The sequence below is a fragment of the Halothiobacillus sp. genome (assembly GCF_028710545.1).
Taxonomy (GTDB): Bacteria; Pseudomonadota; Gammaproteobacteria; order Halothiobacillales; family Halothiobacillaceae; genus Halothiobacillus.
Map to the genome: position 1 here is coordinate 1 of NZ_JAQTTX010000024.1, position 26,059 is coordinate 26,059.

A 26,059-nucleotide genomic window follows, 5' to 3' on the forward strand; every position below is an offset into this window, starting at 1 on the left:
TGTGAAAATATTTTATAATCTATTGATTGATTTTTCTGCTGCCATTAGCGTAGGGGTATGAGACACATGTCTGCTGTCGATCTGACCGAAAAAGAACCGGAGCTGTATAAAGCTCGTGAGCCAATCCATCCTAAGTCGATCAAAGGGCGCTTCCGAACGTTCAAGACGTCGATGCTCGTCTTGGCCTATGCCGTTTTTTTCCTGCTGCCTTGGGTGCGTTGGGAGCGCGCGGTAGGGCCTGGGCAAGCGGTAATGTTCGATATCCCCAGTCGCCGCTATTATCTTTTCGATCTGGTCATTCATCCACAGGACATGTTTTTGCTGGCGGGTTTCCTGATTCTTGCGGCATGGTTGCTCTTTTTTGTTACGGGGTTGGTCGGTCGCGCATTTTGTGGCTATTTCTGTTTCCAAACGCTTTGGACCGATGTATTCATGAAAATCGAATACTGGGTTCAGGGAGATCGCAACAAGCGGATGAAGCTCGAGAAGCAGGGCTGGGATGCTGAGAAGATCTGGAAGAAGGGATTGACGATCTTCCTCTGGACCCTAGTGGCCTTCTGGACGGGGTTTACCTTTACCGCCTACTGGGCGGATGCCCCCCAACTCTTTGTCGCCTTCTTCACGGGTACGGCCAATTCCGCCGCCTACATCACAACTGGCATTCTTACGGCAACAACACTTGTGGCGGCTGGATTCGCCCGTGAGCAGGTGTGCATCTACATGTGTCCGTACGCCCGTTTTCAGGCCGTGATGTTCGATAAGGAATCATTACTGGTCAGTTATGACGTGAATCGAGGCGAGGGTTCTACTGGTCGTAAACCTTTGCAGAAGGGCTTGATGACACTGGAAGAGCGTCATGCGGCGGGAACGGGAGACTGCATCGATTGCAAACTTTGTGTGCAGGTCTGCCCGACAGGTATCGATATCCGTGACGGTCTTCAACTGGCCTGTATCTCTTGTGGGCTCTGTATCGATGCCTGTAACGAGATCATGGACAAGCGGGGATGGCCTGAAGGATTGATCCGTTACGCTTCTGAAAAAGAACTGGAAACAGGCGTAAAACCAAGCCTGTTCAAGTTCAGAACCATCGGTTATGGCATTGCGACGCTGTTGGCTACGGGATTGTTGTTGTATGGTATTTTCAACATGAAGCCGGTTGATTTCGCAGTGGAACAAATCCGCCAACCTCTGTTTGTGGTGATGTCCGATGGCACAGTCCAAAATAGCTATCAGCTGAAAATTAACAATAAAGAACAGGTTCCGCTGGAACTCGAGCTTGAGTTGAAGGGTCTAAAAGACGCTCATGTGTCCATTGGTGGCAACTTCACTACCTTGAGCATCCCTGCTGATGGAACGAGAAATTATCTGCTGCACGTGCGAGCGCCGCGAGAAGCTGGAGTTTCTCGCCAGATTATCCGTTTTGAGCTCAAGGATAAGTCCGGACGTTTGCCGGTTATCCAGCAAGAGACCAGCTTTAATTTCAGATAATTGATTTGCATCTGAGGCTGGATCAAGGGATCCAATTCAGATTGTCAGATTAAGCTCATCGAAAGGGATGATTTCGGTGAGCTCCATTTTCCAATCTTCCATTGCCGATGATGGGTGATTGGAAAGTGGCGCACCTATCCGTGCCGTAGAACCTCTGCATTGATTTGTTGTGGAGGCCCCCAATGCGGTAAGACCGCGTTGGCCTGCTTCTTTGCCAACGTGTTTTTTATTTATTGAAAGCGTTTTTGGAGATTTCGATGAGTTTGGTTTTACCGGGGAGTATCGGTGTTTTAGGCATTATTGTTCTTTTCTTCTTGCTGAAGTGGCGCTGGCCACAGGCGGGCAGACCGATAGCCATGATTCTCGGGATTCTCTCTCTCGCGGCTTATGCACCTTATGCGATTACCCATTGGCCGGGCTCGGATATCGTCACAATGGTTATTGTGCTTTACGTGGCGACTGCCTTTATCCTCGGGTTGCTCTTCCCGCCGCGCAAGGCGAAAGATGGCAAGATGACTTTCCACTGGGGGCCGACCTACGTCATTATTTTCCTTTCCGTTGTGGTGCTGCTTGACTCTATTTTCGTCACGTTAGCCAGCAGCGGCCTCTCGCAGAATGCGGCCAAGGAACTGCTTCCCAAGCCGGATGAGGGCACCGAGGTGACTTCTTTCTTTCCGGGGACGGTCTCTCGTGATTATCAGAAAGACCTGAAAATGTTCAACCAGTACAACGATGCCCTCGATGAGCAGATTCAGCGCGGGTGGAAGGTCCACAAGGGTTGGGTTGATTCGCCGGTGGTGAACAAGCCGACCTTGTTCCGTGTTTCCGTTGTCGACAAGGATGGCAACCCCGTCACGGGCGCCTCAGTACAGGTTCATTTCATGCGCCCGGCAGATAAGCGGTTGGATTTTCTGACCGTCCTGCCGGAGTCTCAAGCCGGGGTTTATCAGGAGCCTTTGAAGATGACCAATCCAGGGCTTTGGGAAGTTGTTATTCATATCAAGAAAGGTGATGCCAATTTTGAATTGGATGGGCAAACCAATATCAATTTAAGCAATTAATCTTGCCCGGCAGTTATCTGTGACTTTCGGAGTGCTGACGCATGTCTACCTTAGCCGTCTCTGAAGAAAAATATACTGCGGCTACTGGAAAAGAAGCCTGTTTTCATTGTGGATTACCGGTGCCGCCCGGTTCCACTTTCCATTCCCATGTTCTCGGTGAAGATCGGCCGATGTGCTGCCCCGGCTGTCAGGCGGTGGCCGACGCCATCGTTGATAACGGGATGGAGGATTACTACCGATATCGTACGGAGCCGGGAGCCCGACCCGCCGATGATGTGTCGCGGATGCTGGAAGAACTGTCGGTCTTCGATCGCCCCGAAATGCAGAAATCATTTGTGGCGAATCGTGTGGGAGACACGCGCGAAGCTTCGCTCATTCTCGAGGGTATCGTCTGTTCTGCCTGCGTGTGGCTCACCGAGCGTCATGTGCGGCAGTTACCCGGCGTCATTTCCTTTTCGGTCAACTTCTCGACGCATCGTGCGCAGGTTTCCTGGGATAACCGGCAGATCAAGCTGAGCGAAATTCTGCATGCGATTGCGGCGATCGGTTACCGCGCCCACCCCTATGATCCAAACCGCCAAGACCGTGTATTCAAACGAGAGCGGCATATATTGATGCAGCGATTGGCTGTGGCTGGCCTGGTTTATTTGCAGGTCATGATGATCTCGATGGCCCTGTATTTCGGGGATTATCTGGGTATCAACGATCAACTGCGCTACTTTTTCTGGTGGATGAGCCTGATCCTGTCGACGCCCATCGTGCTGTATTCGGGGCAGGCCTTCTTCAAACCGGCATGGCGGGATCTGAAGCAAAAGCAGGTGGGCATGGATCTGCCTGTATCCTTGAGCATTATTCTTGCTTATGCGGGGAGTGCCTGGGCGGTTTTCACAAACTCAGGTCATATCTATTTCGATTCGGTCACGATGTTCATTGCGCTTCTGCTGGGCGGTCGACTGTTGGAGCTTTCCGCTCGTCACAAAGCGGGCGAAATGAGTGAATCGCTCACGCGGCTGGTGCCCGCCGTTGCTCATCGGATCGAGCCCGATGGATCGGTGCATGCCATTCCTGCTTTTGACTTGGTCGAAGGCGATCGGGTGCTGATTCGCCCAGGGGACGCCGTGCCGGCGGATGGTGTTGTTTTCGAGGGCGAAAGCAGCGTGAATGCCGCGATGCTGACCGGCGAAAGTGTGCCGGAAAGCAAATATCCCGGTGCCGAATTAGTGGCCGGTACGATCAATACAGAGAGCCCGTTGGTGATGACGGTGCAGAAAGTAGGGCAGGATACGCTGGTATCGTCCATTGTCCGGTTGATCGATCGTGCCCAGTCACAGAAGCCGAAAATTTCGGAATTGGCCGATCGCTTCGCGCGCAAGTTTGTTTTTGCCTTGCTGGGCATTACCGTTGTCGTGACCGCCATCTGGTTATGGATTGATCCAAGCAAGGCATTTTGGGTTGCCGTTTCCATTCTGGCTATTACCTGTCCGTGTTCCATTTCTCTTGCCACCCCTTCGGCCATTGCGGTCGCCGTAGGGCGGATGACGCGTGCAGGTTTGCTGGTGACGCGTGGCTATGCGCTGGAAGGGCTGGCCCACGCGACGCATGTCGTGTTCGATAAAACCGGTACATTGACGGATGGTCAACTGGCCGTCCAGCGTATTGAGCCGACATCGTCGTTTTCTCCCGATGAACTGCTGCTCTGGGCTGGTTCACTTGAACAACAAACCGAGCACCCCGTGGGGCGAGCAATCGTCCTCGCGGCAAAGCGCGGCCGTGAGCTGCTGCCTGTTACTGATGTGAAAAACCACCCGGGTCGGGGAATGACCGGGGTGGTGGCCGGACACCGTATTGCTGTTGGCAATCAACGGTTGTTTGAGGAGTTGGGTATCGCCGCATCCGTCGATTTTTCCGCATCGGCGGATCTTCAGGTTCTGGTTGCCATTGAGGAGCGATTAGCGGGTATTGTGCATTTAAGCGATACCATTCGTGCCGATGCCAAGGCGGCGCTGGATGAGATTGTTTCTCTTGGGCTCAAACCCATCATTCTCTCGGGGGATCATCGGGATCGCGTGGCTCAGATGGCCCAAAGCCTGGGTGTTTTGCATGCCGAAGGCGGTTTGTTACCTGCGGAGAAACTGGCCCGGGTCGAGCAGTTGCAGTCGGAAGGTGCCATCGTGCTCATGGTGGGCGATGGAATCAATGATGCCCCCGTACTGGCGCAGGCTCAGGTTTCGATGGCTATGGGGGGCGGTACCGTAATTGCCCGGCACAGCGCGGATATCGTGCTGATCAATGATCAACTCATGCAAATCCCGTTCGGTCTGCGGTATTCGCGTCGAGTGATGGCGAATATCAAGGAAAACCTGGGTTGGTCTGTGGTGTATAACGCCATCGCCATTCCCCTGGCGGCGGCAGGGTTGGTTCAGCCCTGGGTTGCTGCCATTGGTATGTCCTTGAGCTCGATCCTCGTGGTGGGAAACGCTTTGCGATTGCGTTGGGACTGAAAAAGCTTTGAGAGGGCGATGTGCCCCGCGAGGTGTTACGTGCTGGTGGGGCGGCCTGCGGGGTTACTTGCCGATGCTGTATAGGTACTGATTGAGAAGTGCCATATCGGTGCTGGTGCGCCGGTAGAGGTTGTCCAGACTGATGATGGCGTACTCCAGAAGCAGTACGGTTATCACGGGGTATTCAAGCCGCATGCGGTTGTACATGACGCGAGGCAGGCGCAGCAGGCGTGTGGGCTTGCTTGCGCGCATGCGAACATTACGTGGCTTGCGGTCAAAAAAGCTCATTTCGCCAAGCATTTCACCGGCCGGGATCTGGCCGACGACCATCTCATTCACCGTGGAACCGACGATCAGCTCTGCTTCGCCTTCAAGCAAAAAATAAAGCGACTCACCGACCTCGCCGATGTCGGCAATAATTTCACCCTTATCCACACACATCAAGTCGCAAAAATCCAGAAACGCGTTGATTTCCCGCTGCGTGAATATTGCGGTATCGGTCAATTTGCCTAGAAATTCAGTGAGTTGATTGCGGTCTTTGTCGGTAATCATGGGTGCTGTCCTTGATATTTTTTAAATTGCATCAGGTGAATTAAGTATTTCCTGATGCCTTGGATTGTCCAGAACTTTGTGGGTTTTGTCGATGATTCGAGGCGGTGATTGTTTCCTGCGGACAACGAATGAATTTGGTGCAATTTGTTGGTGAATAAGTATCTACATGTTCAACTTGATGATGGTGGATACTGCACCGGAGCCGAGTTTTAAGTGGATTGTGCTAAACTTATCGCCAATTCAATCTTTTTCTTTTCAGTCGGTGTTTTTGGATGCTGACCAGTTAATTTTTTGTTTTTTTGGAGATTTCTTCAATGTTTTCAAAGTCAATGACGATTGCCGATTTCGATCCCGTATTGGCGCAAGCCATGGCGGACGAAGTAGTGCGCCAGGAAGATCACGTCGAACTGATCGCATCCGAAAACTATGCCAGCCCGCGGGTCATGGAAGCCCAGGGCTCGGTGCTGACCAACAAGTACGCCGAAGGCTATCCGGGCAAGCGCTACTACGGTGGTTGTGAATACGTCGATGTGGCCGAGCAATTGGCGATCGATCGCGCGAAGGAGCTGTTCGGCGCCGATTATGCCAACGTTCAGCCGCACTCCGGCTCACAGGCCAACGCTGCTGTCTTCATGGCGCTGATCAATCCCGGTGACACGATTCTCGGCATGAGTCTGGCGCATGGCGGTCACCTGACCCACGGTGCCAAGGTCAATTTTTCCGGCAAAATTTACAACGCCGTTCAATATGGCATCGATGAGCAAGGTTATATCGACTACGCCGAAGTCGAGTCACTGGCGCGTGCGCACAAGCCAAAATTGATTGTGGCCGGTTTTTCCGCGTACTCCCGCGTAATTGATTGGTCCCGCTTCCGTGCGATTGCCGATGAAGTGGGTGCCTACCTCGTCGTTGACATGGCGCATGTGGCCGGTCTGGTCGCGGCAGGTGTTTATCCCAGCCCTGTCCAGATCGCCGATGTCACGACCTCGACCACGCATAAAACCCTGCGCGGCCCACGCGGTGGCATCATTCTGGCGAAAGCCAACCCAGAGGTGGAAAAGAAACTCAATTCCCTGGTGTTCCCCGGCACACAGGGTGGCCCCTTGATGCATGTGATCGCCGCCAAGGCCGTGGCGTTCAAGGAAGCCCTTGAGCCTTCGTTCAAAGCTTACCAGCAGCAGGTTGTTGATAATTCGCGCGCGATGGCCAAGGTATTCGTTGAGCGCGGCCTGGATGTGGTTTCCGGCGGTACAGACAATCATCTGTTTCTCGTCAGCCTGGTGAAAAAAGGGCTGACCGGCAAGGCCGTCGACGCGGCCCTGGGGCAGGCGCACATCACCGTCAACAAGAACGCCGTGCCCAATGATCCGCAGTCGCCTTTCGTAACTTCCGGTATCCGTGTCGGTACGGCTGCCATCACGACACGCGGTTTCGGCATTCAGGAAGCAACCGAATTGGCGGGTTGGATGTGCGATGTGATCGATGCGATTGACGACGCAGCTGTCATCGCCGAAGTGCGTGGCAAGGTCACTGCATTGTGCCGTCGCTTTCCGGTCTACGGTAAGTAAGCAGCACCGGGGTATTGATCTGTGCAGTGCATTGCGTGTGGGCATCCCAACACCCATGTGATTGATTCGCGTATGGTCGAGGGCGGTGTCTCTATTCGCCGCCGTCGGGAATGTCTTGCCTGCAAGCAACGCTTCACCACCTATGAAACCGCCGATATTCGCTTGCCGCGCATCGTGAAAAGTAACGGTGCCCGGCAGTCGTTCAATGAAGAAAAGCTTCGTTCGGGCATGATGCGCGCGCTCGAAAAGCGGCCGGTTGCCACCAGCCGAATCGATGATGAAATCGATCAGATCAAGAAAACCCTGCAAGCCACAGGCGCAAAGGAAGTGACGGCGCGTAAGATCGGCGATCTGGTCATGCAGGCATTGCGGCGACTCGATCAGGTGGCCTATATCCGCTTTGCTTCGGTATACCTGAGCTTCGATAACGTGGAGGCCTTCCGCGCGGCGATCGAGGGCCTTAATCAGGATTCGCTCGGCCAAGAAAGCCTGAGTACGAAATCAGAAAAAGTGGGTGATGCGACCAAGGGTGATCCCGATGTCGGCTGAGTTTGTGCAGGCAGGCTTTTCGCCGGATGACACTCGCTGGATGCGCGAAGCCCTGGCCTTGGCCGAGCGCGGCATCACGACCACTCAGCCTAACCCAAGGGTGGGTTGCGTCATCGTTCAGGCGGGTGAAGTCGTTGGTCGTGGTTTTCACGCACGAGCAGGGGCCCCCCATGCCGAGGTGTTCGCCTTGCAGGAGGCGGGCGAACGCGCCAATGGCGCAACCGCCTATGTCACGCTCGAACCCTGTGCGCATGTGGGCAGAACACCCGCTTGCGCACCGCAACTGGCCGCGGCCGGGGTTCGCCGTGTGGTCACCGCCATGACCGATCCCGATCCGCGCGTAGCGGGGCAAGGGCATGCCATCCTGCGTGCAGCGGGTGTGCAGGTCGAGACCGGTCAGCTGGAAGCCGAGGCGCGTTGGCTTAATCGCGGGTTTTTATCCCGTATCGAGCGCGGACGTCCCTGGGTCACGGTGAAGATTGCCCAATCGCTCGATGGCCGCACGGCGCTTGCCAATGGTGAAAGCCGCTGGATTACGGGCGAGGCCGCGCGGCGCGATGTGCAGTTTTTGCGCGCGCGCCACGCTGCGATTCTGACCGGTGTGGACACCGTGCTGACTGATGATGCGCGCCTCAATGTACGTTTGACGGCCGAGGAGCTTGCGATCGACGGCGCGGTGCGCCAACCTTTGCGCGTCGTGCTCGATAGTGGCCTGCGCCTGCCGCCGTTCGCACCGATGTTTGATGTGCCAGGCGACGTGCGTATCTACACACGCGATGTGGATGCGGGTATCCATCACGATGGTTTGACCGCGCGGGGCGTTCAACTGGTGGCAGCGCCCCAGGCCGATTCCGGTCTGGATCTCGCGTTCATCCTGCGTGATCTGGCGCAGCAGGGCATCAGTGAGGTTCTGGTCGAATCAGGGCCAAAACTGGCGGGTGCCTTTGTCGACCAAGGCTGGGTGGATGAGTTGATCATCTATCAGGCGCCCGTCTTGCTGGGGCACAAGGCCCAACCCTGTCTTGCCTTATCGTCGCCGGATCGGCTCGATGGCGCGCGGCGTTGGCAGATTCGGGACACCCTGACGGTGGGGCGGGATCTTCGAATCACGCTGGTACCACTCGCTGATTCATCCGGCGCCACTGGATGGTGAGCTGAACAATCGCCATAGGTTTGCGATACAGGGAAGCGTTGCACGCTCAGTCCGGGATGGACGCATTTGGATATCCCTTGATAATCATCTTAGGAAAACCTTATCTCCGGAGGAAGGCCATGTTTACCGGCATTATTCAGTCTGTTGGTTCTATGCGGACGATGACGCCCAAGGGCGGCGATATCCAGTTGACGATCGATGCGGGCAAGCTGGATATGAACAAGATCGCCCTGGGTGACAGCATCGCGGTCAACGGTGTGTGTCTGACCGTCACGGCTTTTGACGCGCACAGTTTTACCGTGGATTGTTCGCGCGAGACGCTGAAACTCACCACGCTCGGTCATCTGAAACCGGGTTCGCCGGTGAATCTTGAAACGGCACTGACCTTGTCCACGCCGTTGGGCGGGCATTTGGTGAGTGGGCATGTCGATGGTCTGGCCGAAGTGGAATCGCGCAGCGAAGAGGCGCGTGCGACCAGTTTCTGGCTGCGGGCGCCCGAGGATCTGGCGAAGTACATCGCCAAGAAAGGATCGGTAACCATCGATGGCGTCAGCCTGACCGTCAACGATGTGGATGGTTCGCGGTTTCGCCTGACCATCATCCCGCACACGCTGGCCCAGACCATCATGGGGCAGTATCAGGCGGGGAGCCAGGTCAATCTCGAAATCGACGTGGTGGCGCGTTATCTCGAACGATTGCTGGCAGGGCAGGCGAGTTCTGCCAAACATCCCTACGCCGACTACATGGGCTCGCCTTACTCGGTCGGTTGAGCCGTGAATTTGCCAAGCGTAACGGGTTTTCAAGCGATCAGGCGTCGGCAAATGCTAGAATTCGTCCATTAACCTCAACCCATATGAGCCCGACATAAATGAGCTTCAGTTCAATCGATGAAATTCTCGATGACCTCGCCGCAGGGCGCATGGTCATCATTGTGGATGATGAAGATCGCGAGAATGAAGGTGATCTGCTCATGCTGGCAGAGAAGGTGCGGCCGGAGGACATCAACTTCATGGCGCGTTTCGGGCGTGGGTTGATCTGCCTGACACTCACCGAAGCGCGTTGCGCTCAACTCAAGCTGCCCTTGATGGTCTCGCAGAACCGCGAGCAGTTCTCGACGGCGTTTACAGTATCCATCGAGGCGGCTCAGGGGGTAACTACCGGGATTTCCGCTCAGGACCGCGCACGGACGGTACAGGCCGCCGTTGCGAAGGATGCGAAGCCCACCGATATCGTGCAGCCGGGTCATGTTTTTCCGTTGATGGCCCGGGCAGGCGGCGTGCTGACCCGTGCCGGGCACACTGAAGCGGGTGTAGATCTGGCTCGATTGGCAGGTGCCCAGGAGCCAGCAGCGGTGATCGTTGAAATCCTCAACGAGGATGGCAGTATGGCGCGCCGGCCTGATCTTGAGATCTTCGCCCAGACCCATGGACTCAAGATCGGCTCGATCGAGGATTTGATCCGCTATCGCATGAAGCATGAACGTTCCATCGAGCGGGTGGCCGAATCCGAGATCGAAACGCGCTGGGGGACGTTCCGATTGGTGAGTTACAAGGACCACAGCACGGGACAAACGCACCTTGCGTTGGTTCGGGGTAAGCCCTCGCCAGATACGCCCATCGCGGTCCGTGTGCATGTGCACCAACCGGTTTGCGACTTGCTTGAACCGTTGGGTTCGGATTGCGGTTGGCCCCTGTCCGATGTCATGGCCCGCCTGGGGCAGATGGACGAAGGGGTCGCCATTATCCTGCGCCCTATGATTGACGAAGACGACGTGCTCGGGCAGCTTCGCCACTGGCAAACGGGCGAAATGCCGACGACGCCCGCCAAGGATCATGTCCGAACCTACGGCGTGGGTGCGCAGATTCTCAAAGATTTGGGCGTTCAGCGCATGCGTGTGATGAGTGCCCCCAAACGCTTCCATGCCTTGGCGGGTTACGGTCTGGAAGTCGTGGATTACATTTATGATGAAGTCGCCCAAGCGACTGCCGAAATGGCAAAATAACAATTGATCGCGGGAGCAAACAGATGAGCATGGCCGGAATTAAGGTGATTGAAGGCGGACTGACCGCCACTGGCGAGGCGCGTTATGCCATTTTGTCCACTCGGTGGAATGCCTTCATTGTGGATCGTCTGGTCGAAGGGGCCATCGACACCCTCAAGCGCTCGGGGGTGCCGACTGACGCCATCACTCTGATCAAGGTGCCGGGTGCATATGAGCTGCCCTTGGTTGCCCAACGCGCCGCGGCCAGCGAACGTTTTGACGCGATCATTTGCCTGGGCGCGGTGATTCGTGGTTCTACGGCACACTTCGATTACGTCGCAGGTGAAGCGGCCAAAGGCATTGCTGCTGTAGCCATGGATTTCGACTTGCCCGTCATCTTCGGTGTATTGACGACCGACACCATCGAGCAATCGATCGAGCGTGCCGGCACCAAAGCAGGCAACAAAGGCAGTGAAGCCGCCGCCACGGCCATTGAGATGGTCAATCTTGTCAAGCAACTGGATCATATCGAGTGACTAAACTCTCTGAATTCCCCTGGGAAAAATCGAAGGCGTCCTTAGCTGATTCTGTAGGTACTTGTGAGCCCGTATCCGATGATATGGCGCAGGAAGAGGCAGCACCTGCCATGTCGAAATCCATGTCGAAATCCAGATCAAGCCACCCGCCCCGTAAGCCATCGCCGAAGAAGCGCTGGCGCTGGGCTCGTGAGCGGGCTGTGCAAGCGCTGTATCAACAAATCCTGAACCATACGCCTGTCGATTTGCTGGATGCGCAGTTCATGGAGGACGCCTTCATGCTCAAGGTCGATCTGGAACTGTTCCGCAGAATCGTACGCGGTGTGTCGGCGAACGAGGAGTCGCTTGACGAAGCCTACTCGCCCCTGCTGGATCGCCCGCTGGCGGAAATCGATCCGATCGAGCAGGCGATTTTGCGCCTCGGCGCGTTCGAACTGATCCACACACCGGAAATCCCGCGCGCGGTGGCCATCAATGAAGCGGTTGAAATGGCCAAGCTGTACGGGGCGACGGAGAGCCACAAATACATCAATGGCGTGCTGGATAAGCTGGCCGACCGCGTTCGTTTGAGTGAGCCGAGACGCTAAACAAAGGCCATCGCGGTTCTGACTTGCATGAAAAAGCCGGGATTATCCCGGCTTTTCTTTATGCTGTTTCCACTGTGAATCAGGGCCAGAAGTACCAGAGCACGAGCGCACCGAAGAGAATCCGGTAATAGGCAAAGCCCTTGAAGGTGTGTTTGCTGATGTAGTGCAGCAGCATGCTCACAAACGCCAGGCCGGAAATGAATGCGGCAATGAACCCGATGATCATCATGTGGATGTCTTCGGGATGCAGCAGGTGCATGTGTTTGATCAGGTCGAACAGCGTGGCGGCGAGCATGGTCGGGATGGCCAGGAAAAACGAAAACTCGGTTGCCGTGGTGCGCGACAGGCCGAACATCATGCCGCCCATGATCGTCGAGCCGGAACGGGACGTGCCCGGAATCAGCGCAAAGCACTGCGCCACGCCGACTTTGAGTGCATCTTTCCAGCTCATGTCATCGACATGGTGGATACGCGGCGCAGGCGCAAACCGCTCAACCAGCAAAATAATGAATCCGCCGATAATCAAGGCAACGGCCACAAACAGCGGGTTGAACAGATGCGCTTTGATATAGCTGTGTGTTGCCAGCCCGATAATGGCGGCGGGGATGAAGGCCACAATCAGATTCAGGGTGAACTTCTGCGCACTGCGTTCACGCGGCAGGCCCACCAGCACGGTTGTCAGTTTTTGCCGATAAAACCACATCACCGCCAGAATCGCGCCCAGCTGGATGAAAATCTCGAATACCTTGGCGCCATCGCCCGTATAACCCAGAAAATCCGCGGCAATGATCAAATGGCCGGTGGATGAAATCGGCAAAAATTCTGTGGCACCTTCAACCAGACCAAGAACGGCGGCGGTGAGCCAGTCGGGCAACATCATGTTAGACACCTCAGCAATAGGCAGGCAAAACAAGCCCGATAGCTTACCCTAAATCGGTTGACCGATGCAGGCGGCCTCGGATTACCATTTTGTCATCTTCATCGGGTTCGGCGACTATAGGGTCAAGCCTGTAATGCCGTGATATGGGCGGCCACGCTGCGGGCCAGCGCGTGCGGTTCATAGCCTCCTTCCAGCAAGGAGATGATTCTGCCTTGGGCATGGCGGTCGGCGATGTGTACCAATTCATGTGTCAGCCATTGATAGTCGGCTTCAACCAGCCCCCAACCGCCCATATCATCGAGCAGGTGACCATCAAAGCCAGCCGAGATGACAATCAGCTGGGGTGCGAAGGCATCGAGCCGGTCGAACCACGCCGACGATACGGCGCTGCGCCAGGCGTCGCCCCGGGTACCTTGAGGCAAGGGAACAGGCAGGCAGTTATCGCCAGAGGGCGGGACGCCGCTATACGGGTAGAACGGGTGCTGAAAGCTCGAACAGAACAGGATGCGCTCGTCGCCCGCCACGATATCTTCCGTGCCATCACCATGGTGCACATCGAAATCGACAATAGCTACTCTATCTAGGCCAACATTCTTCAGCGCGTGATAGCAGGCGATGGCCGTATTGTTGAACAGGCAGAATCCGGCTGCTTTGTGTTTTCCTGCATGATGCCCCGGTGGACGGATGGCGCAGAAGGCGCGGCGGTTCGGCTGGGCCATGACCCAGTCGACGGCGGCAATGCCGCTGCCGGCGGCATGACGCGCGGCCAAGAGGGTGTGTGGCATCATCACCACATCCTGATCGTACAGAAACCCGCCAACCTCGGGCGCATTCTGAAAAACATCTTCAACATACGCCCGATCATGAGCGAGGTAGAGTTGCTCTTTTGTGGCAGCCGGTGCGGTCAGATGAACCAGCCAGGGTTCGATGCCCTGAGCGATCAGATGATCCTGGATTTCGGTGAGGCGTCGTTGGTTTTCCGGATGCGGCACACCCCCGATCAGGCCATTGCTGTGCAGCAGGCAATCGGGATGCGTGATATAGGCAAGATTCATCGGGTTGCCATCCTGGATGTTTATCGTGGGTGGTGATCGTGTGAATCTATTTTGCGCGGGCGCATCGATCAGAGCAAGATAACGCGCGGATGAAGCCGTTTACGGGCCGGGCGTGATCCAGGATTCAGCAAACGATTCAGCAATCCATGCAACAAGAGGATGAGTTAATGGCAGGGCATATTCTCCAACCGATGTTCAATCCGCGAGGCGTGGCCGTTTTCGGCGCCAGTGAGCGCGAGGGCGCCGTGGGCACCATGGTACTCGCGAATCTGGTGGAAGCGGGATTCAAGGGGGCGATTGTCCCTGTTAATCCCAAGTACACGCGGGTTCAGGGCCTGCCTTGCGTGCCGGATCTTCTGCACCTTGATCAGCCGGTTGATTTGGCCGTTATCGCGACGCCATCTGTTTCTGTTCCGGGTATTCTCCGGCAATGCGGTATGGCGGGCGTGAAGTCTGCAGTGATTCTCTCCGCGGGGTTTGGTGAAGGCGGGGAAGCCGACCGTTCCGAAGGCAAGCGCCTGATGCGCGAGAGTCTGGAATTGGCGCAGCAGTTCGGTATGCGTCTGATGGGGCCGAACTGTCTGGGTGTGATGCGCCCCAGTATCGGCCTGAATGCGACATTCAGCCACAATCAGGCACTGCCCGGTAAGCTGGCACTGGTGTCGCAATCGGGCGCTCTGGTTACGGCGGTGCTGGATTGGGCACAAAGCCGCGGGGTCGGGTTCTCCGCTATTGCCTCGACAGGCGATGCGGCAGATCTGGACTTTGGTGACTTGCTGGATTATCTGGCGCTGGATACGCAAACCACCGGCATTTTGCTTTACATCGAAGGCATTAAGGACGCCCGCCACTTTTTGAGTGGCTTGCGGGCCGCGGCGCGCATGAAACCGGTGATCGTGCTCAAATCGGCGCGTCACGCGGCCGGTTCAAAAGCGGCAGCAACCCACACAGGGGCGTTGATCGGTGCGGATGATGTGTTCGACGCGGCGCTCACGCGGGCCGGTGTCGTTCGAGTCGAACGCATTACCCAGTGGTTTTCAGCCGCACAGATACTGGCCAGCGGCCTCGGCTTGCGGGGCGATCAGCTCCTGATTCTCACCAATGGCGGCGGGCCGGGCGTGATGGCCACCGATCGGGCGGCCGATCTGAACGTGCCTTTGGCAAAATTGAGTGACGCAACCGTTACCGCGCTGAATGCAGCGTTGCCCGCGACCTGGTCGCACGGCAACCCGATGGACATCATCGGGGACGCGACGGCCGAGCGCTACGAGACGGCGTTACGCCTTTCGTTGGCAGACCCGGGTGTGGATATGATCATTGTGATGCTCACACCGCAGGCCATGACCGATCCGACCGCCTGTGCCCAGGCCGTCATCGATGTGGTCAAATCCCAGACGGGATATAAAAAGCCGGTGCTTGCCTGCTGGATGGGTGAAAAGTTGGTGAACGAGGCTCGAGACATGTTCGATGCCGCGAATATCCCGCAGTTTCGTTCACCGGAAACGGCAGTCGAGGCGCTTTCCTACTTGCTGGCGCATCGACGTAATCAGCAGGTGTTGATGCAGACGCCGGGGCCCGTACTGGCTGAACAATATCCGGATGTTGCTGGCGCGAGAATGATTCTGGCCGCTGCACGCAGCGCAGGTCGCAAGGTGCTCACCACGCGAGAGTCCAAGGCGATTCTCAATGCGTTTCATATTCCCACTACGCAAACGATTCTGGCGCGAGATGCGGACGAAGCCATGCTGGCGGCCGAGTCGCTCGGGTTCCCGGTCGCCCTGAAAATCAGTGCGCCGACGTTGACGCACAAAACCGATGTCGGCGGCGTGCGTTTGAATGTGCGCAGTGTGCAAACCACGCGGCAACAGGCCCAGGAGATGCTCGATCGTGTTCGGGCACAACATCCTGAGGCGCAAATCGAAGGAATCACGGTGGAGCAGATGGCCGAGGTCGGTCATGCCCGTGAATTGCTGCTGGGCGTGACGCGAGATCCAGTCTTCGGTCCGGTCATCGCCTTCGGCATGGGTGGCATTGCCGTGGAAGTATTGCGTGATCGGGCACTTGCGCTACCTCCTTTGAATGGCTTGTTGATCGATCGCTTGATCGCGCAGACCCATGCTGCCCGGATGCTCGGTCCGTTCCGCGATGCGCCTGCCGTTGATCGAAAGTCATTGGATCAAATTCTGATGCAGGTTTCCGAGCTGGTTTGTGAGTTGCCCGAGGTGGCTGGTATTGATATCAATCCGCTCCTGGCCGGTGAGTTGTCTGTCGTGGCCGTGGATGCCCGGATTGAACTGACCGAACGCATGCCGATTCAGGATCCCTATGCCCATCTGGCGATCCATCCTTATCCCGCTTCGTTCCAAAGAGAGATCGTGCTGGATAACGGGCAGGTCATCAAGGTGCGTCCCATTCGACCCGAAGATGCCGAGATCGAGCAGCGTTTCGTGCGCGGGCTATCAGAGGAAACGCGGTATTTTCGTTTCATGCGGATGCTGAACGAACTCACACCCGAGATGCTGGTCAGATTCACCCAGATCGACTACGACCGCGAAATGGCCTTCATTGCCTTGTACACACCAGAGGGCGGTGAAGCGGTGGAAGTCGGCGTGACGCGATACAGCCTGGAGCCGGATGGCGAAAGCGCCGAATTTGCCCTGGTGGTGGCGGACGAGTGGCACGGGCGTGGCCTTGGCAGTCATCTGCTCGAAATGCTCATCGATTACGCTAGGCAGCGTGGCGTGCGGTATTTGTTCGGAGATGTTTTGTTGCAAAACGAACCCATGCGGCAGCTGGCGGCCCGAACGGGGTTCAGCGAGCAGGTGCTCGAATCCGACAAGGACGCCATCCGGATCTCGCGGCGTCTGTAAGTCTTCCGGGTTATCACATTTTATATGTTTATCATTCTGTTATTGAGGGGGATCTTTAAATGCGTTTAAGTTCAAAATGGGTTGGTGGTGTGGCCGGCATGGCTTTGTGTTTCGGCATGGTCTTGCCCGCACAAGCCGAGTTGAGTGCTGCCACACGGGCGGAACTTGCACCGCCGATTGTCGCGTTGATGCCGATTGTTCTGAAAAATGAGCAGGAACTCGGGCTGGATGCCAAACAGAAAGCATTTTTTGCCGACTGGGTGAAAAAGATGCCGCCACGGCGTGAATCGATAGAACGCCACATCGCCGAACTGCGCATCGAGTTGCGTCATATCCTGCTCGATGGTGGCCCGAGGGACCAACGAGACCATCTGGTTCAGCAGATTGGTGCCGAAACCGCCCATCTGGTGATGATGCGCTCGCTGTGTGTGGACACGCTGCGTGAGCAACTAACAGCAGAGCAATTCAAGAAAGTGGTCGCGTTGTATCGGCAAGGCCAGCACTGATAAGGACAGCTCCTTTTATCGACTACAAAAAATATCTGCTGGCAGGCCCGTCCGGGCTTGTGCATCATCGTGAATCGAAATGCCAAGGATCGGCTGCCAGTTCATGTGTCACATGAGCGCATTGTTCTCACTATAAATGCCGTCCTTGGGTTTCTGTAAAAAACCACCACAGGAGTTCAGGCATGTCTTCATTCGTTTTATCTCGCTCATTCCCCTTGTCGCGCGTTGTGGCTGCACTCGGTCTGCTTGCCGCAGCTGCTGCATCCGCCCATGCAGATACATTCATGGACGACAAATGGGCGCAGCAGGTTTGCAGTCAGTGGAATCAGAATCAAACCCTGACTAACGATCTTGGCGGCAAAGATGGTTGGGTTGCCAACAATGGCGGCAAAGGGTACAAGGCATTGCAAATGTATCGCGATGGTTGCGGTGCCTCGACGCGCGTCGAACTGGATATCGCGCCGAAGGATGGCAAGGCGATGTGCGTCTATGCTGGGCCGGTCAAGACGACCAAACTCAATTCCAGCGTGGATTATCTGATGCATGCCAGCGATGCGGATTGGACATGCATGGGCAAAGGGTCGTGGGGCTGCGGCGCCATGGGTGCCATGATGTCGGGCAAATTGCAGTTTGAAGGGCCGAAAATGGAGGCTGCCAATGTGATGGGGCCGTTCGGCGATTTTCTTCTGTTAACCGGTAAAGTGGCGTCCAGCAAATCGTCCTGCCCGGGTGGAGGCAAAGTGGCGTCGGCCAAATAATCGTTTTCCAACCGAGCATGAAAAAAGCCCCGTTAAACGGGGCTTTTTGTTTATGCAAACACTAGGAGCGTCTTTCTGACTGCTGGCTGGCCGCAATCAGGCTTTGTGGTAATCCGACAGCACTTGAACTTCGTTCTTGGAGCCAAGGATGACCGGTACACGCTGGTGCAGTTTATGCGGCTTGATATCGAGGATGCGCTCGGGGCCGGTGATCGCCATGCCGCCGGCCTGTTCGATGATCATGGCCATCGGGTTGGCTTCGTACATCAAACGCAGCTTGCCGCCTTGTGCGCGGATTTTGCTGTCGATGGGGTACAGGAACACGCCACCGCGGGTCAGGATGCGGTGAACTTCAGCCACCATGGATGCAACCCAGCGCATGTTGAAGTCTTTGCCGCGCGGGCCTTCTTTACCGATCAGGCATTCATCGATATAACGTTTGACCGGCGCATCCCAGAAGCGCTGGTTCGACATGTTGATGGCAAACTCTTTGGTGTCTTCCGGAATGGTGATGTTCGGGTGCGTCAGTTTGAACTCGCCGATGTCCATGTCCAGCGTAAAGCCGTTTACGCCCTGACCGGTGGTCAATACCATGATGGTCGAAGGGCCGTAGATGCAGTAACCAGCGGCCACTTGTTCCGTACCCGGTTGCAGGAAATCCTGCTCGCTCGGGTTTTCGACGCCTTGTGGCGCGCGCAGAACAGAGAAAATGGTGCCGACCGTGACGTTGACGTCAATGTTTGACGAACCATCCAGCGGATCATAAACGCACAGATACTTACCACGCTTGGCGTTGGCCGGCAGATGGTATACCTCGTCCATTTCCTCTGACGCCAGGGCGGCGACCTGTGTGCCATGCATCAGGGTGTTGGTGAACACATCATTGGAAATGATGTCGAGTTTTTTCTGGGTTTCACCTTGAATGTTTTCCGTTTCTGCCGAGCCCAGAACGCCGATCAGGTTGCCTTTGTTGACGTAGCTGGAAATGACCTTGCAGGCGCTGACGATGTCATTCATCAGGAGCGTGAATTCACCAGACGCGTCTGGGTGAGCTTGCTGTTTTTCAATTAAACAATGGGTGAGGCTGGTGCCGATCTGCATCCCGAACTCCTTAAGATAAGTTGCAATATAGTCTTGATAATCGTTGTGCATAATAGCCTTATGTCCACCATGCCACAATCGAAACTCCGAGGTTCTATGTCACACAATGTTTTGTATGCGCAGTCTGGCGGGGTTACCGCGGTCATCAATGCCAGTGCCTGCGGGGTGATTGAAACCGCACAGAGGCACCCGGAGCACTTCGGCAAGGTATTTGCGGCGCGCGAAGGGATTTTGGGGATCCTGCGTGAAGAGCTGTACGACCTGTCGGAGGTGAGTCCGTCGGAAATTGCGGCGTTGCGCTATACACCGGGCGGCGCATTCGGTTCTTGTCGAGCCGATCTGGGTGAGCCGGATACGCATCCGGAGCAGTACGATCGGTTGCTCGATGTGATCCATGCACATGATATCGGCACCTTCATCTATAACGGCGGGGGCGGATCGATGCTGACCGCGGCCAAGGTAGCTCGATTCGCCCGTGCCCGGCACCTCGATCTGACCGTCATCGGCGTGCCCAAAACCATCGATAACGATCTGCCCATGACCGACACGAGCCCCGGGTTCGGTTCGGCGGCAAAATATATCGCCACCAGCGTCAGGGAAGTGGCGAGGGATCTTGCCGCGATGTCAGGAACTTCGACCAAGGTCTTTGTGCTGGAAGTCATGGGGCGACATGCCGGTTGGCTGGCTGCGGCGGCCGGACTCGCTTTCGAAAGGGAGGATTCACCATTATTGCTTCTGTTTCCAGAGCGACCCTTCGATCCTGCGGGCTTCCTTGAAGCCTTACAGGCACGTGTTCAGCAATTTGGTTCTTGTATCGTTGTCGCGGCAGAAGGATTGCTATGCGGTGACGGAACCTTCTGCGCTCAGGAGCAAACCAGTGGGACGTTCGGCCATGAGCAATTGGGTGGTATGGCGCCACAGATTGCCGCCATGAGCCGTGGGCTTGGGTACAAGACCCACTGGGCCGTTTCTGATTATTTTCAGCGTTCGGCGCGGCATCTCGCTTCACGGGTGGATGTCGATCAGGCTTATGCCTGCGGGGCGGCAGCCGTCACTTATGCCATGGCCGGTCAGTCGGATGTGATGGTCGCCATTCAACGGTTGTCAGACGAACCCTATCTCTGGTCGCTGGGCGCGGTGCCACTCGATGATGTGGCCGATGTCGAGTTGCCGGTGCCGCCGGCTTATATCCGAGCCGATGGCTACGGCATTACAGATGCGGCACGACGCTACATGCAGCCACTTATCCAGGGTGAGGACCTGCCTCCGTTCAGAAACGGTTTGCCTGTATTCGCGCAATTGAATTTTGAACTGACGGTCAAGCGGTTGCCTGAGTGGAGGGGGCAACCGGGTTGATTCGGCGGGCGATGATGATTTCTTGCCCATAGTGGGCAAGGCCCGCTATGCTGGCCCCTTATTTTTGAGTAGGCCTTCCGGATACGTCCTTACATATGAGTCAGCAAGACACCATCATTACGGTACGGAGCCCTCGCGTGATCGACAAGATACTTGCGCGACATTTTGATGAACGCGGGCATTTCTGGTTGATTCCTGAAGGGGATGAAGATTTTCAGATCGCGGTTCAGATGGTCTCCAATGACCCGGAAAACCGTCGTTTTTTGATTGATCAGCCCAAAGAAGCCCCTTTGAATCATCTCAAGGCTTCCGGCCGGATTCGGGTGCAGGCGGTTATCGATCAGCTGGTTTCGTGGTTTTATGTCGATCATCTCAAAGAGAAGATTGAGGGCACCGACCGGTATTTTGAAGTCCCATATCCTGCCCAAATTGATCGTTTGCAACGCCGGAATGTATTTCGGGTCCGGATTCCGCCCGATGTCATCGGTGTGGTGGAGTTTTTTCAGCCGACGACGAGTACGCTTTTGGTGGGGCGGTTAGATGATCTTTCTGCCGGTGGTTGCGCAATCGCACTTCGTCCCGAGCAGGCAGTGGGCTTGGAGCAGGGGGTACAACTGTCCCCGGTGAAATTGGCGATTGATGGGTTTGCCGATCTGTCGGTAAGCCTCGTGATACGCAATCAGCGTATTGTTTCCCCGGGGGAGTGGATATTCGGAGCCGAGTTCGTCGATCTTGGGCCGATCGAGTCACAGCAGCTGGATCGAACGGTCATGCGTTTGCAGCGTTACCTGATGTGACGGCCCCGGCAAGAAATTGGTGATGATGGTGTTGTTCAGCCCATTGATCTGACTGAAATGGTGGTGCCCAGTATCTTGCGCTCGCCCGGAGCGATCGAGATGGTATCGTCGGCGGCATTCACGGCTTCAACACACACCATGTTTCTCGACTCCTCTGGCCGCATGCCAGAAGGTACATTCTCGCCCGGGTTCCAGACGACGGTCGAATGACTACCTTCCTTGGATACCACGATCACTCTGTTGAATTCGGCATCTTCCACCTCTACGGTGTGCGTGGTACCGAAATAGATGCGATCCATTGGGCCGGTGATGGTGATAAGGTCGTCCTGCGGTGTGCGCGCGAACCCTTTGAGCTTGTCCAGGTAGTACCCGCCTTCCAGTCCGCGAATGACCGTGCTGCGCGTATCGCCGACATTCAGGTAGGTATGCAGCCCCTGAGTGATGCTGAACGGTTCGTCGCCCGTGTTATGCGTGACCAGTTGAATACGCAATTCGGTACCGATATGCATGATCACATCCAGTTCGAAGCGGTGCGGCCACAATGCCATGGACTCGGCATCGTCAGTGATCCGCCAGTGCATGTGCACCTGCCCCTCGGGATCGCATTGGGCATTCATCAGAATCCAATCCTTGAATCGCACAAACCCGTGCGCCATGGTCAGACTGGGGTGATTGCCGAACCACGGCCAACAGACGGGGACGCCGCCCCGCACTGATTTGCCCGCTTCATAAGCCGGTTCCTTCGCCCGCCAGACAACAAGTTGGTCTTCATCGGCAGGCTTCCATTCGATGATTTGTGCGCCTTGTACCGCGACAGTCGCCTGAGCGAGCGGGGTATCGATTTTCGCCAAGGTAAGATCGCCGATCTTGATGAACTCAAGACCCTCACAATCTGCGAATTTCCGGTTAAGCGTTTCAAGTGCGTCCATGCTAATCCTCTGGGGGCACTTTTAGAGTGCGCAAATTCAAATGGGTATAAATCCGGTCCGTCTTTTTAGGTACGGACGACGCTGTTGCTCTCGTTGCCGAATGGTGTGGGTGTGTACTCGTCTGCCTGGTCATCATTGATCCAGGTCGTGCCATCGATCAGGTAACGAAACTGGAATTTCTCGTTGACGGGAAGATCAACCGTGATGCTGAAGTTGCCATCACCTTTCGCCTTTTTCAGAGGATGGCTTTCTTGTGACCATTCATTGAAATCGCCAACCAGATTCACGGTCTTGGCCTGTGCTCCATAAGCTGGTGGCAAGGTGAAGGTGACTTTGCAAACCGGGCGGGTTTTCAGGTTTTTTTTGATAAGGGACATGCTGTTTTCTCCATGAAATATGATCGGATTGAAACGTCGAACCGAGCCTGCCTGAATTCCTGTTCTTTTTTACGCTGTTTCTTTTACAGGATGATCACAAATAATAAAGATTTAATCAAAGTTTTTAGGGTGCCTGTTTTTGCTCCAGAAGACGGATCAGGCGTCCTTCATTGATCAGGCCGACGGTAACGAATAGCAGCAACAGTAGAAGCAGCGCCCCAATGGTCAAAAACAGCAGCGGTGCTACGATGGCGAGCAATGATTGAGTCGCGCTATCCAGTGCGTTGTTCTGGATCAGATGAACCACATGAATGGGGTTTACAAGAATGGGTTGCCTCATGAATGCCCATATGTAAAACCCCAGGGTGACGGCGGCCACCATCAAGGCAATGACCGGCCAACGTTTGATGAACCGCTGGCGGCTGGCGAGCATTCGCTGGATTTCTGGTGTCATGTTCTGCTCTCTTAAGTAAATGCTGATTTATTCCATCCTTGGAATAAATCAGCTCGCTCATCGCGGTACACGCCCGCGATGGCTCTCACGAATCAAAGACGTACATCTTTGTTCGTGTTGGGGCATCCTGCCCCAAGCGGGAAGCACTGAATAAATCAGCGCTCCCCTAACCCCCGGTGACGGGTGGAAAAAACGCCACCTCATCGCCTTCTTGCAGTGGATGATCGAAATGGACGTATTCGTGATTGACCGCGGCCAGAATATTGGCCGGGCGCTCTTTCCCGGTTATGCGCAACCACGCGTCGTGAACGGTGGCTGGCGTGTCGGGTGTTTTCAGCTCATCGCGTGCGAACTGCTCACGCAGGCTGGCGAAAAGTTTTATGGTAATGCCCATGAAGCGTTTTATTACTCGGTCTTGATGGATGAATTGGAAACGGATCGCCAAATCCTTGCCTGATCCTTGCATAGTGCCCGTTACAACTTATTGTCTGCTAAAGTTGCCCCCAAGCAAAGATTTGTCTGAAATTTCTGTGAACTTTTGAGTGGTTTGACCTCAGAAAATTCCCGGGCTGTTTCATGAAGCGTGGTTTTACCAAGATAGGTGCTGTAATGAAGTGGATCAAACGAATTGTTATGTGGATCGTTGCTCTGATTCTGGTGTTGTTCATTGCAGCCGTTGCCTTTGTTGCCACATTCGATCCCAACGACTACAAGGATAAAATTTCCAGCATCGTTCAAGAAAAGACCGGGCGGACGATTGAGCTTGGCGGGCCGATTCATCTCACCCTGTTCCCCTGGCTTGGTGTGTCGGTGCAGGATGTCGCCCTGGGTAATGCACCGGGATTTGCGCAAAAGAATATGGTGACGGCTAAAACGGTCGAAGTGAAAGCGGCGCTTCTGCCTCTGCTCAAGGGGCAATTTGAAGTCGGGAAACTCGTCCTCGATGGCGCAACCATCCATTTGGCCCGCAATAGCAACGGGGTGACCAATTGGGCAGATCTGCTGGCCCGTCCATCGACGGGCGCTCCATCCGGCGCGGCTGGGGCCTCCTCCTCGAACAAAGTAACGGCTCTGGCCATCGGCGGCGTGGAAATCAATGACGCGAACCTTGATTGGCAGGATGCAGTTACCGGGCAGTCGTTGGCCTTGCAGCATCTCAATCTCGACAGTGGCGCCATTCGTCTTGGGCAGGCGGTCGATATGTCCCTGAACTTCAGTTACGCCACGCAAGATCCGAAGTTGGGCAAGCTCACGGGCGATGTTCGTCTGAGCAGCACATTCGATATGAAGGCCAATGGCGAACAGTTCTCTGCCAAATCCCTGAAATTTCACGCCAGCGTCGTGCCCGATGCACAACATAATCCGGCCGCGCTACCAGCGAAAAGCGAGCTTGATCTGTCCGTGCCCGAGGTATCGGTTGATCTGCCCAAGCATGCTGTCAATCTTTCTGCAATGGATGCCACCGTTGATCTGGAAAAAGGATTTGGTCTGACGCATGCCGCGTTGACCGCCAAGGGTGCACTTTCGGCAGATTGGCAAAAGGGGCAATATTTAAGTGACAAGTTATCGCTTGCCGGGAAAATCCAAGGTTTGCCCTCGCACACGGGGGAACTGGATTTTTCAGCCCATGGCGGCGTGGCGGCCGATATGAACAAGGGGAATATCAGTCTGCCGAACTGGCAGATCGAATCGGCGCCACTGGTCGTCAAAACCTCGTTGGATGTCACGGGCCTCGGCAAGAACCTGTCGGTGACAGGCCCGTTAGCCATCATGCCGTTCAATCCCCGCCAACTTGCCGAAGCGCTCAAGTATCGCGTACCTTCCATGCAGTCGGACAAGGCTCTGACGCAATGTGCGGTGAAGGCCGATGTGCGCGTCACACCAAATCAGGCCATGCTGGATCATTTGGCATTCAGTCTGGATGGCCATGACCTGAACGGTACCGTGGGCATCAGTGATCTGAAAACCAATCGGATGTACGCACGCCTCAAAGGCGGTGCATTTGATGTCAATCCCTATCTGCCGCCGGGCACTGCTGCGGCAAAACCATCTGAGCACAAACCGGCTGGAGCTCAAGGTTCCTTGACGGATCAGCCCAAGCCAGTTGCTTCGGCTGATATGGAAATTCCGCTACCCGTGGACGCCTTGCGCAAGCTGAACCTCGATGCCGAGATCAATCTCGATCAACTGACTTATCAGAAGTATCAGTTGAAACAGTTGGCGCTTGCTGTGCTTGCATCGGGCGGGCAAATCAATATGAAACAATTCGATTTCATGTCTTTCGGCGGCACGATCCAAACTCAGGCCGCGTTGGATGTACGCGGAGCCGTACCCGATTGGCAGACAAAACTCGATGCCCGGAATATTGCCTTGCAACCGGCCTTGACGGCCGCGATGAATGAAGATCGTTTGTCCGGTACGGGCGACGTGCGGTTGGCTCTACGCACGCAGGGCGCGCGTTTGAGCAAGCTCAAATCGGCACTGGATGGTACCGCTGATTTCTCGTTGCGTAATGGTCAGATCAAAGGCGTTGATCTGGGTTACATGCTTCGTGCCGCACAAGCACGTTTGCAGGGTGAAACCACCGCGGTGCCCAGAACGCAGGCAACGGACTTCTCGGCCATTTCCGGGAGTGCGATCATCCGCAATGGCGTGGCGCACAACGACGATCTCAAGGGTGCCTCGCCCCTGCTGCGCGTAACGGGCAAAGGCGATGTCGATCTCGCACGGGAGACGATCGATTACCTGCTCAATGCCACGGTAGTGAATACGGCGACCGGGCAGGACGGCAAGGCACTGGAAAAACTCAAGCAGTTGAATGTGCCGATCACGATTACCGGGACTTTTGCCCAGCCTAAGTTCGGCATTGACATGCAGGCCGTTTTCAAAGATCAGGCCAAGCAGAAAGTGGAGGAGAAAATCAACACCGAGTTGGACAAGCGGCTTGGCGACAAGGCCGCTCCGGTGAAAAACCTGCTCAAGGGGCTTGGGTTATAGTCG

At 55.6% G+C, this 26,059-nt stretch carries 24 protein-coding genes; 16 read left to right on the forward strand and 8 right to left on the reverse strand.

The window, feature by feature from the left end; all coding sequences use genetic code 11:
- The first annotated feature begins 81 nt into the window (after positions 1 to 81).
- The 3 genes from ccoG to PHD44_RS06500 all read left to right on the forward strand — a co-directional run bounded on the left by ccoG (position 82) and on the right by PHD44_RS06500 (position 5,050).
- Positions 82 to 1,488 carry a cytochrome c oxidase accessory protein CcoG gene (gene ccoG / locus PHD44_RS06490; RefSeq protein ID WP_300189510.1) on the forward strand — a complete coding sequence of 469 codons (1,407 nt, stop codon included), beginning with the start codon at positions 82 to 84 and terminating at the stop codon, positions 1,486 to 1,488.
- A gap of 257 nt (positions 1,489 to 1,745) precedes the next feature.
- Positions 1,746 to 2,549: a FixH family protein gene (locus tag PHD44_RS06495; protein WP_300189423.1), complete on the forward strand. Its 804-nt coding sequence runs from the start codon at positions 1,746 to 1,748 to the stop codon at positions 2,547 to 2,549.
- Positions 2,550 to 2,590: 41 nt separating this feature from the next.
- Positions 2,591 to 5,050 (forward strand): heavy metal translocating P-type ATPase, encoded by a 2,460-nt coding sequence (locus PHD44_RS06500; protein ID WP_300189426.1) that lies wholly within the window; start codon positions 2,591 to 2,593, stop codon positions 5,048 to 5,050.
- 63 nt (positions 5,051 to 5,113) lie between these two features.
- On the opposite strand, the gene PHD44_RS06505 is transcribed toward PHD44_RS06500, so the two are convergent.
- Entirely contained in the window at positions 5,114 to 5,602 is a 489-nt protein-coding gene (locus tag PHD44_RS06505; protein WP_300189429.1) for a Crp/Fnr family transcriptional regulator, read from the reverse strand.
- 314 nt (positions 5,603 to 5,916) lie between these two features.
- On the opposite strand from PHD44_RS06505, the gene glyA reads away from it, so the two are divergent.
- From glyA to nusB, 7 genes are all read left to right on the forward strand, one after another.
- Positions 5,917 to 7,170, forward strand: a complete 1,254-nt coding sequence (gene glyA, locus PHD44_RS06510) for a serine hydroxymethyltransferase (protein ID WP_300189432.1) — start codon at positions 5,917 to 5,919, stop codon at positions 7,168 to 7,170.
- 21 nt (positions 7,171 to 7,191) lie between these two features.
- Positions 7,192 to 7,719: a transcriptional regulator NrdR gene (nrdR, locus tag PHD44_RS06515; protein ID WP_300189435.1), complete on the forward strand. Its 528-nt coding sequence runs from the start codon at positions 7,192 to 7,194 to the stop codon at positions 7,717 to 7,719.
- Positions 7,709 to 8,872, forward strand: a complete 1,164-nt coding sequence (gene ribD, locus PHD44_RS06520; RefSeq protein ID WP_300189438.1) for a bifunctional diaminohydroxyphosphoribosylaminopyrimidine deaminase/5-amino-6-(5-phosphoribosylamino)uracil reductase RibD — start codon at positions 7,709 to 7,711, stop codon at positions 8,870 to 8,872. The genes nrdR and ribD overlap by 11 nt, the downstream gene beginning before the upstream one ends.
- Before the next feature lie 119 nt (positions 8,873 to 8,991).
- Entirely contained in the window at positions 8,992 to 9,642 is a 651-nt protein-coding gene (locus PHD44_RS06525; RefSeq protein WP_300189441.1) for a riboflavin synthase, read from the forward strand.
- Positions 9,643 to 9,740: 98 nt separating this feature from the next.
- Positions 9,741 to 10,874 carry a bifunctional 3,4-dihydroxy-2-butanone-4-phosphate synthase/GTP cyclohydrolase II gene (gene ribBA / locus PHD44_RS06530; protein ID WP_300189444.1) on the forward strand — a complete coding sequence of 378 codons (1,134 nt, stop codon included), beginning with the start codon at positions 9,741 to 9,743 and terminating at the stop codon, positions 10,872 to 10,874.
- Between the two features lie 29 nt (positions 10,875 to 10,903).
- Positions 10,904 to 11,389 (forward strand): 6,7-dimethyl-8-ribityllumazine synthase, encoded by a 486-nt coding sequence (gene ribE / locus PHD44_RS06535; protein WP_300189511.1) that lies wholly within the window; start codon positions 10,904 to 10,906, stop codon positions 11,387 to 11,389.
- Positions 11,386 to 11,976: a transcription antitermination factor NusB gene (nusB, locus tag PHD44_RS06540; RefSeq protein WP_300189447.1), complete on the forward strand. Its 591-nt coding sequence runs from the start codon at positions 11,386 to 11,388 to the stop codon at positions 11,974 to 11,976. The genes ribE and nusB overlap by 4 nt, the downstream gene beginning before the upstream one ends.
- Before the next feature lie 79 nt (positions 11,977 to 12,055).
- Here nusB and PHD44_RS06545 read toward each other — a convergent pair whose 3' ends face one another.
- Positions 12,056 to 12,856, reverse strand: a complete 801-nt coding sequence (locus PHD44_RS06545; RefSeq protein WP_300189450.1) for an undecaprenyl-diphosphate phosphatase — start codon at positions 12,854 to 12,856, stop codon at positions 12,056 to 12,058.
- Positions 12,857 to 12,978: 122 nt separating this feature from the next.
- The gene (locus PHD44_RS06550; RefSeq protein WP_300189453.1) at positions 12,979 to 13,911 is read right to left on the reverse strand and encodes a histone deacetylase family protein; all 933 of its coding nucleotides are present in this window, start codon (positions 13,909 to 13,911) and stop codon (positions 12,979 to 12,981) included.
- Between the two features lie 167 nt (positions 13,912 to 14,078).
- Between PHD44_RS06550 and PHD44_RS06555 the strand changes: the two genes are divergently transcribed.
- From PHD44_RS06555 to PHD44_RS06565, 3 genes are all read left to right on the forward strand, one after another.
- Entirely contained in the window at positions 14,079 to 16,781 is a 2,703-nt protein-coding gene (locus PHD44_RS06555; protein ID WP_367182011.1) for a GNAT family N-acetyltransferase, read from the forward strand.
- 59 nt (positions 16,782 to 16,840) lie between these two features.
- Positions 16,841 to 17,287 (forward strand): hypothetical protein, encoded by a 447-nt coding sequence (locus PHD44_RS06560; protein WP_300189458.1) that lies wholly within the window; start codon positions 16,841 to 16,843, stop codon positions 17,285 to 17,287.
- Positions 17,288 to 17,469: 182 nt separating this feature from the next.
- Positions 17,470 to 18,045 (forward strand): SCP2 sterol-binding domain-containing protein, encoded by a 576-nt coding sequence (locus PHD44_RS06565; protein ID WP_300189461.1) that lies wholly within the window; start codon positions 17,470 to 17,472, stop codon positions 18,043 to 18,045.
- Positions 18,046 to 18,141: 96 nt separating this feature from the next.
- On the opposite strand, the gene PHD44_RS06570 is transcribed toward PHD44_RS06565, so the two are convergent.
- Complete coding sequence (locus tag PHD44_RS06570) at positions 18,142 to 19,146, reverse strand: class 1 fructose-bisphosphatase (protein WP_300189464.1); 1,005 nt, start codon at positions 19,144 to 19,146, stop codon at positions 18,142 to 18,144.
- Positions 19,147 to 19,242: 96 nt separating this feature from the next.
- Here PHD44_RS06570 and PHD44_RS06575 point away from each other — a divergent pair, with 96 nt between their 5' ends.
- On the forward strand, positions 19,243 to 20,502 hold the full coding sequence (locus PHD44_RS06575) for a 6-phosphofructokinase (RefSeq protein WP_300189466.1): 1,260 nt from the start codon (positions 19,243 to 19,245) through the stop codon (positions 20,500 to 20,502).
- Between the two features lie 95 nt (positions 20,503 to 20,597).
- Positions 20,598 to 21,299, forward strand: a complete 702-nt coding sequence (locus PHD44_RS06580; RefSeq protein WP_300189469.1) for a PilZ domain-containing protein — start codon at positions 20,598 to 20,600, stop codon at positions 21,297 to 21,299.
- 35 nt (positions 21,300 to 21,334) lie between these two features.
- Here the strand turns inward: PHD44_RS06580 and PHD44_RS06585 are convergent, their stop codons facing one another.
- The 4 genes from PHD44_RS06585 to PHD44_RS06600 form a co-directional block, all read right to left on the reverse strand.
- Positions 21,335 to 22,228: a D-hexose-6-phosphate mutarotase gene (locus PHD44_RS06585; RefSeq protein WP_300189470.1), complete on the reverse strand. Its 894-nt coding sequence runs from the start codon at positions 22,226 to 22,228 to the stop codon at positions 21,335 to 21,337.
- Between the two features lie 65 nt (positions 22,229 to 22,293).
- Positions 22,294 to 22,605: an isoamylase early set domain-containing protein gene (locus tag PHD44_RS06590; RefSeq protein ID WP_300189473.1), complete on the reverse strand. Its 312-nt coding sequence runs from the start codon at positions 22,603 to 22,605 to the stop codon at positions 22,294 to 22,296.
- 124 nt (positions 22,606 to 22,729) lie between these two features.
- The gene (locus PHD44_RS06595) at positions 22,730 to 23,059 is read right to left on the reverse strand and encodes a hypothetical protein (RefSeq protein ID WP_300189475.1); all 330 of its coding nucleotides are present in this window, start codon (positions 23,057 to 23,059) and stop codon (positions 22,730 to 22,732) included.
- 166 nt (positions 23,060 to 23,225) lie between these two features.
- A complete protein-coding gene (locus tag PHD44_RS06600; RefSeq protein WP_300189478.1) occupies positions 23,226 to 23,453 on the reverse strand; it encodes a MoaD/ThiS family protein in 228 nt (75 codons plus the stop codon).
- Positions 23,454 to 23,668: 215 nt separating this feature from the next.
- On the opposite strand from PHD44_RS06600, the gene PHD44_RS06605 reads away from it, so the two are divergent.
- Positions 23,669 to 26,056 carry an AsmA family protein gene (locus PHD44_RS06605; RefSeq protein ID WP_300189480.1) on the forward strand — a complete coding sequence of 796 codons (2,388 nt, stop codon included), beginning with the start codon at positions 23,669 to 23,671 and terminating at the stop codon, positions 26,054 to 26,056.
- Positions 26,057 to 26,059 lie beyond the last annotated feature (3 nt).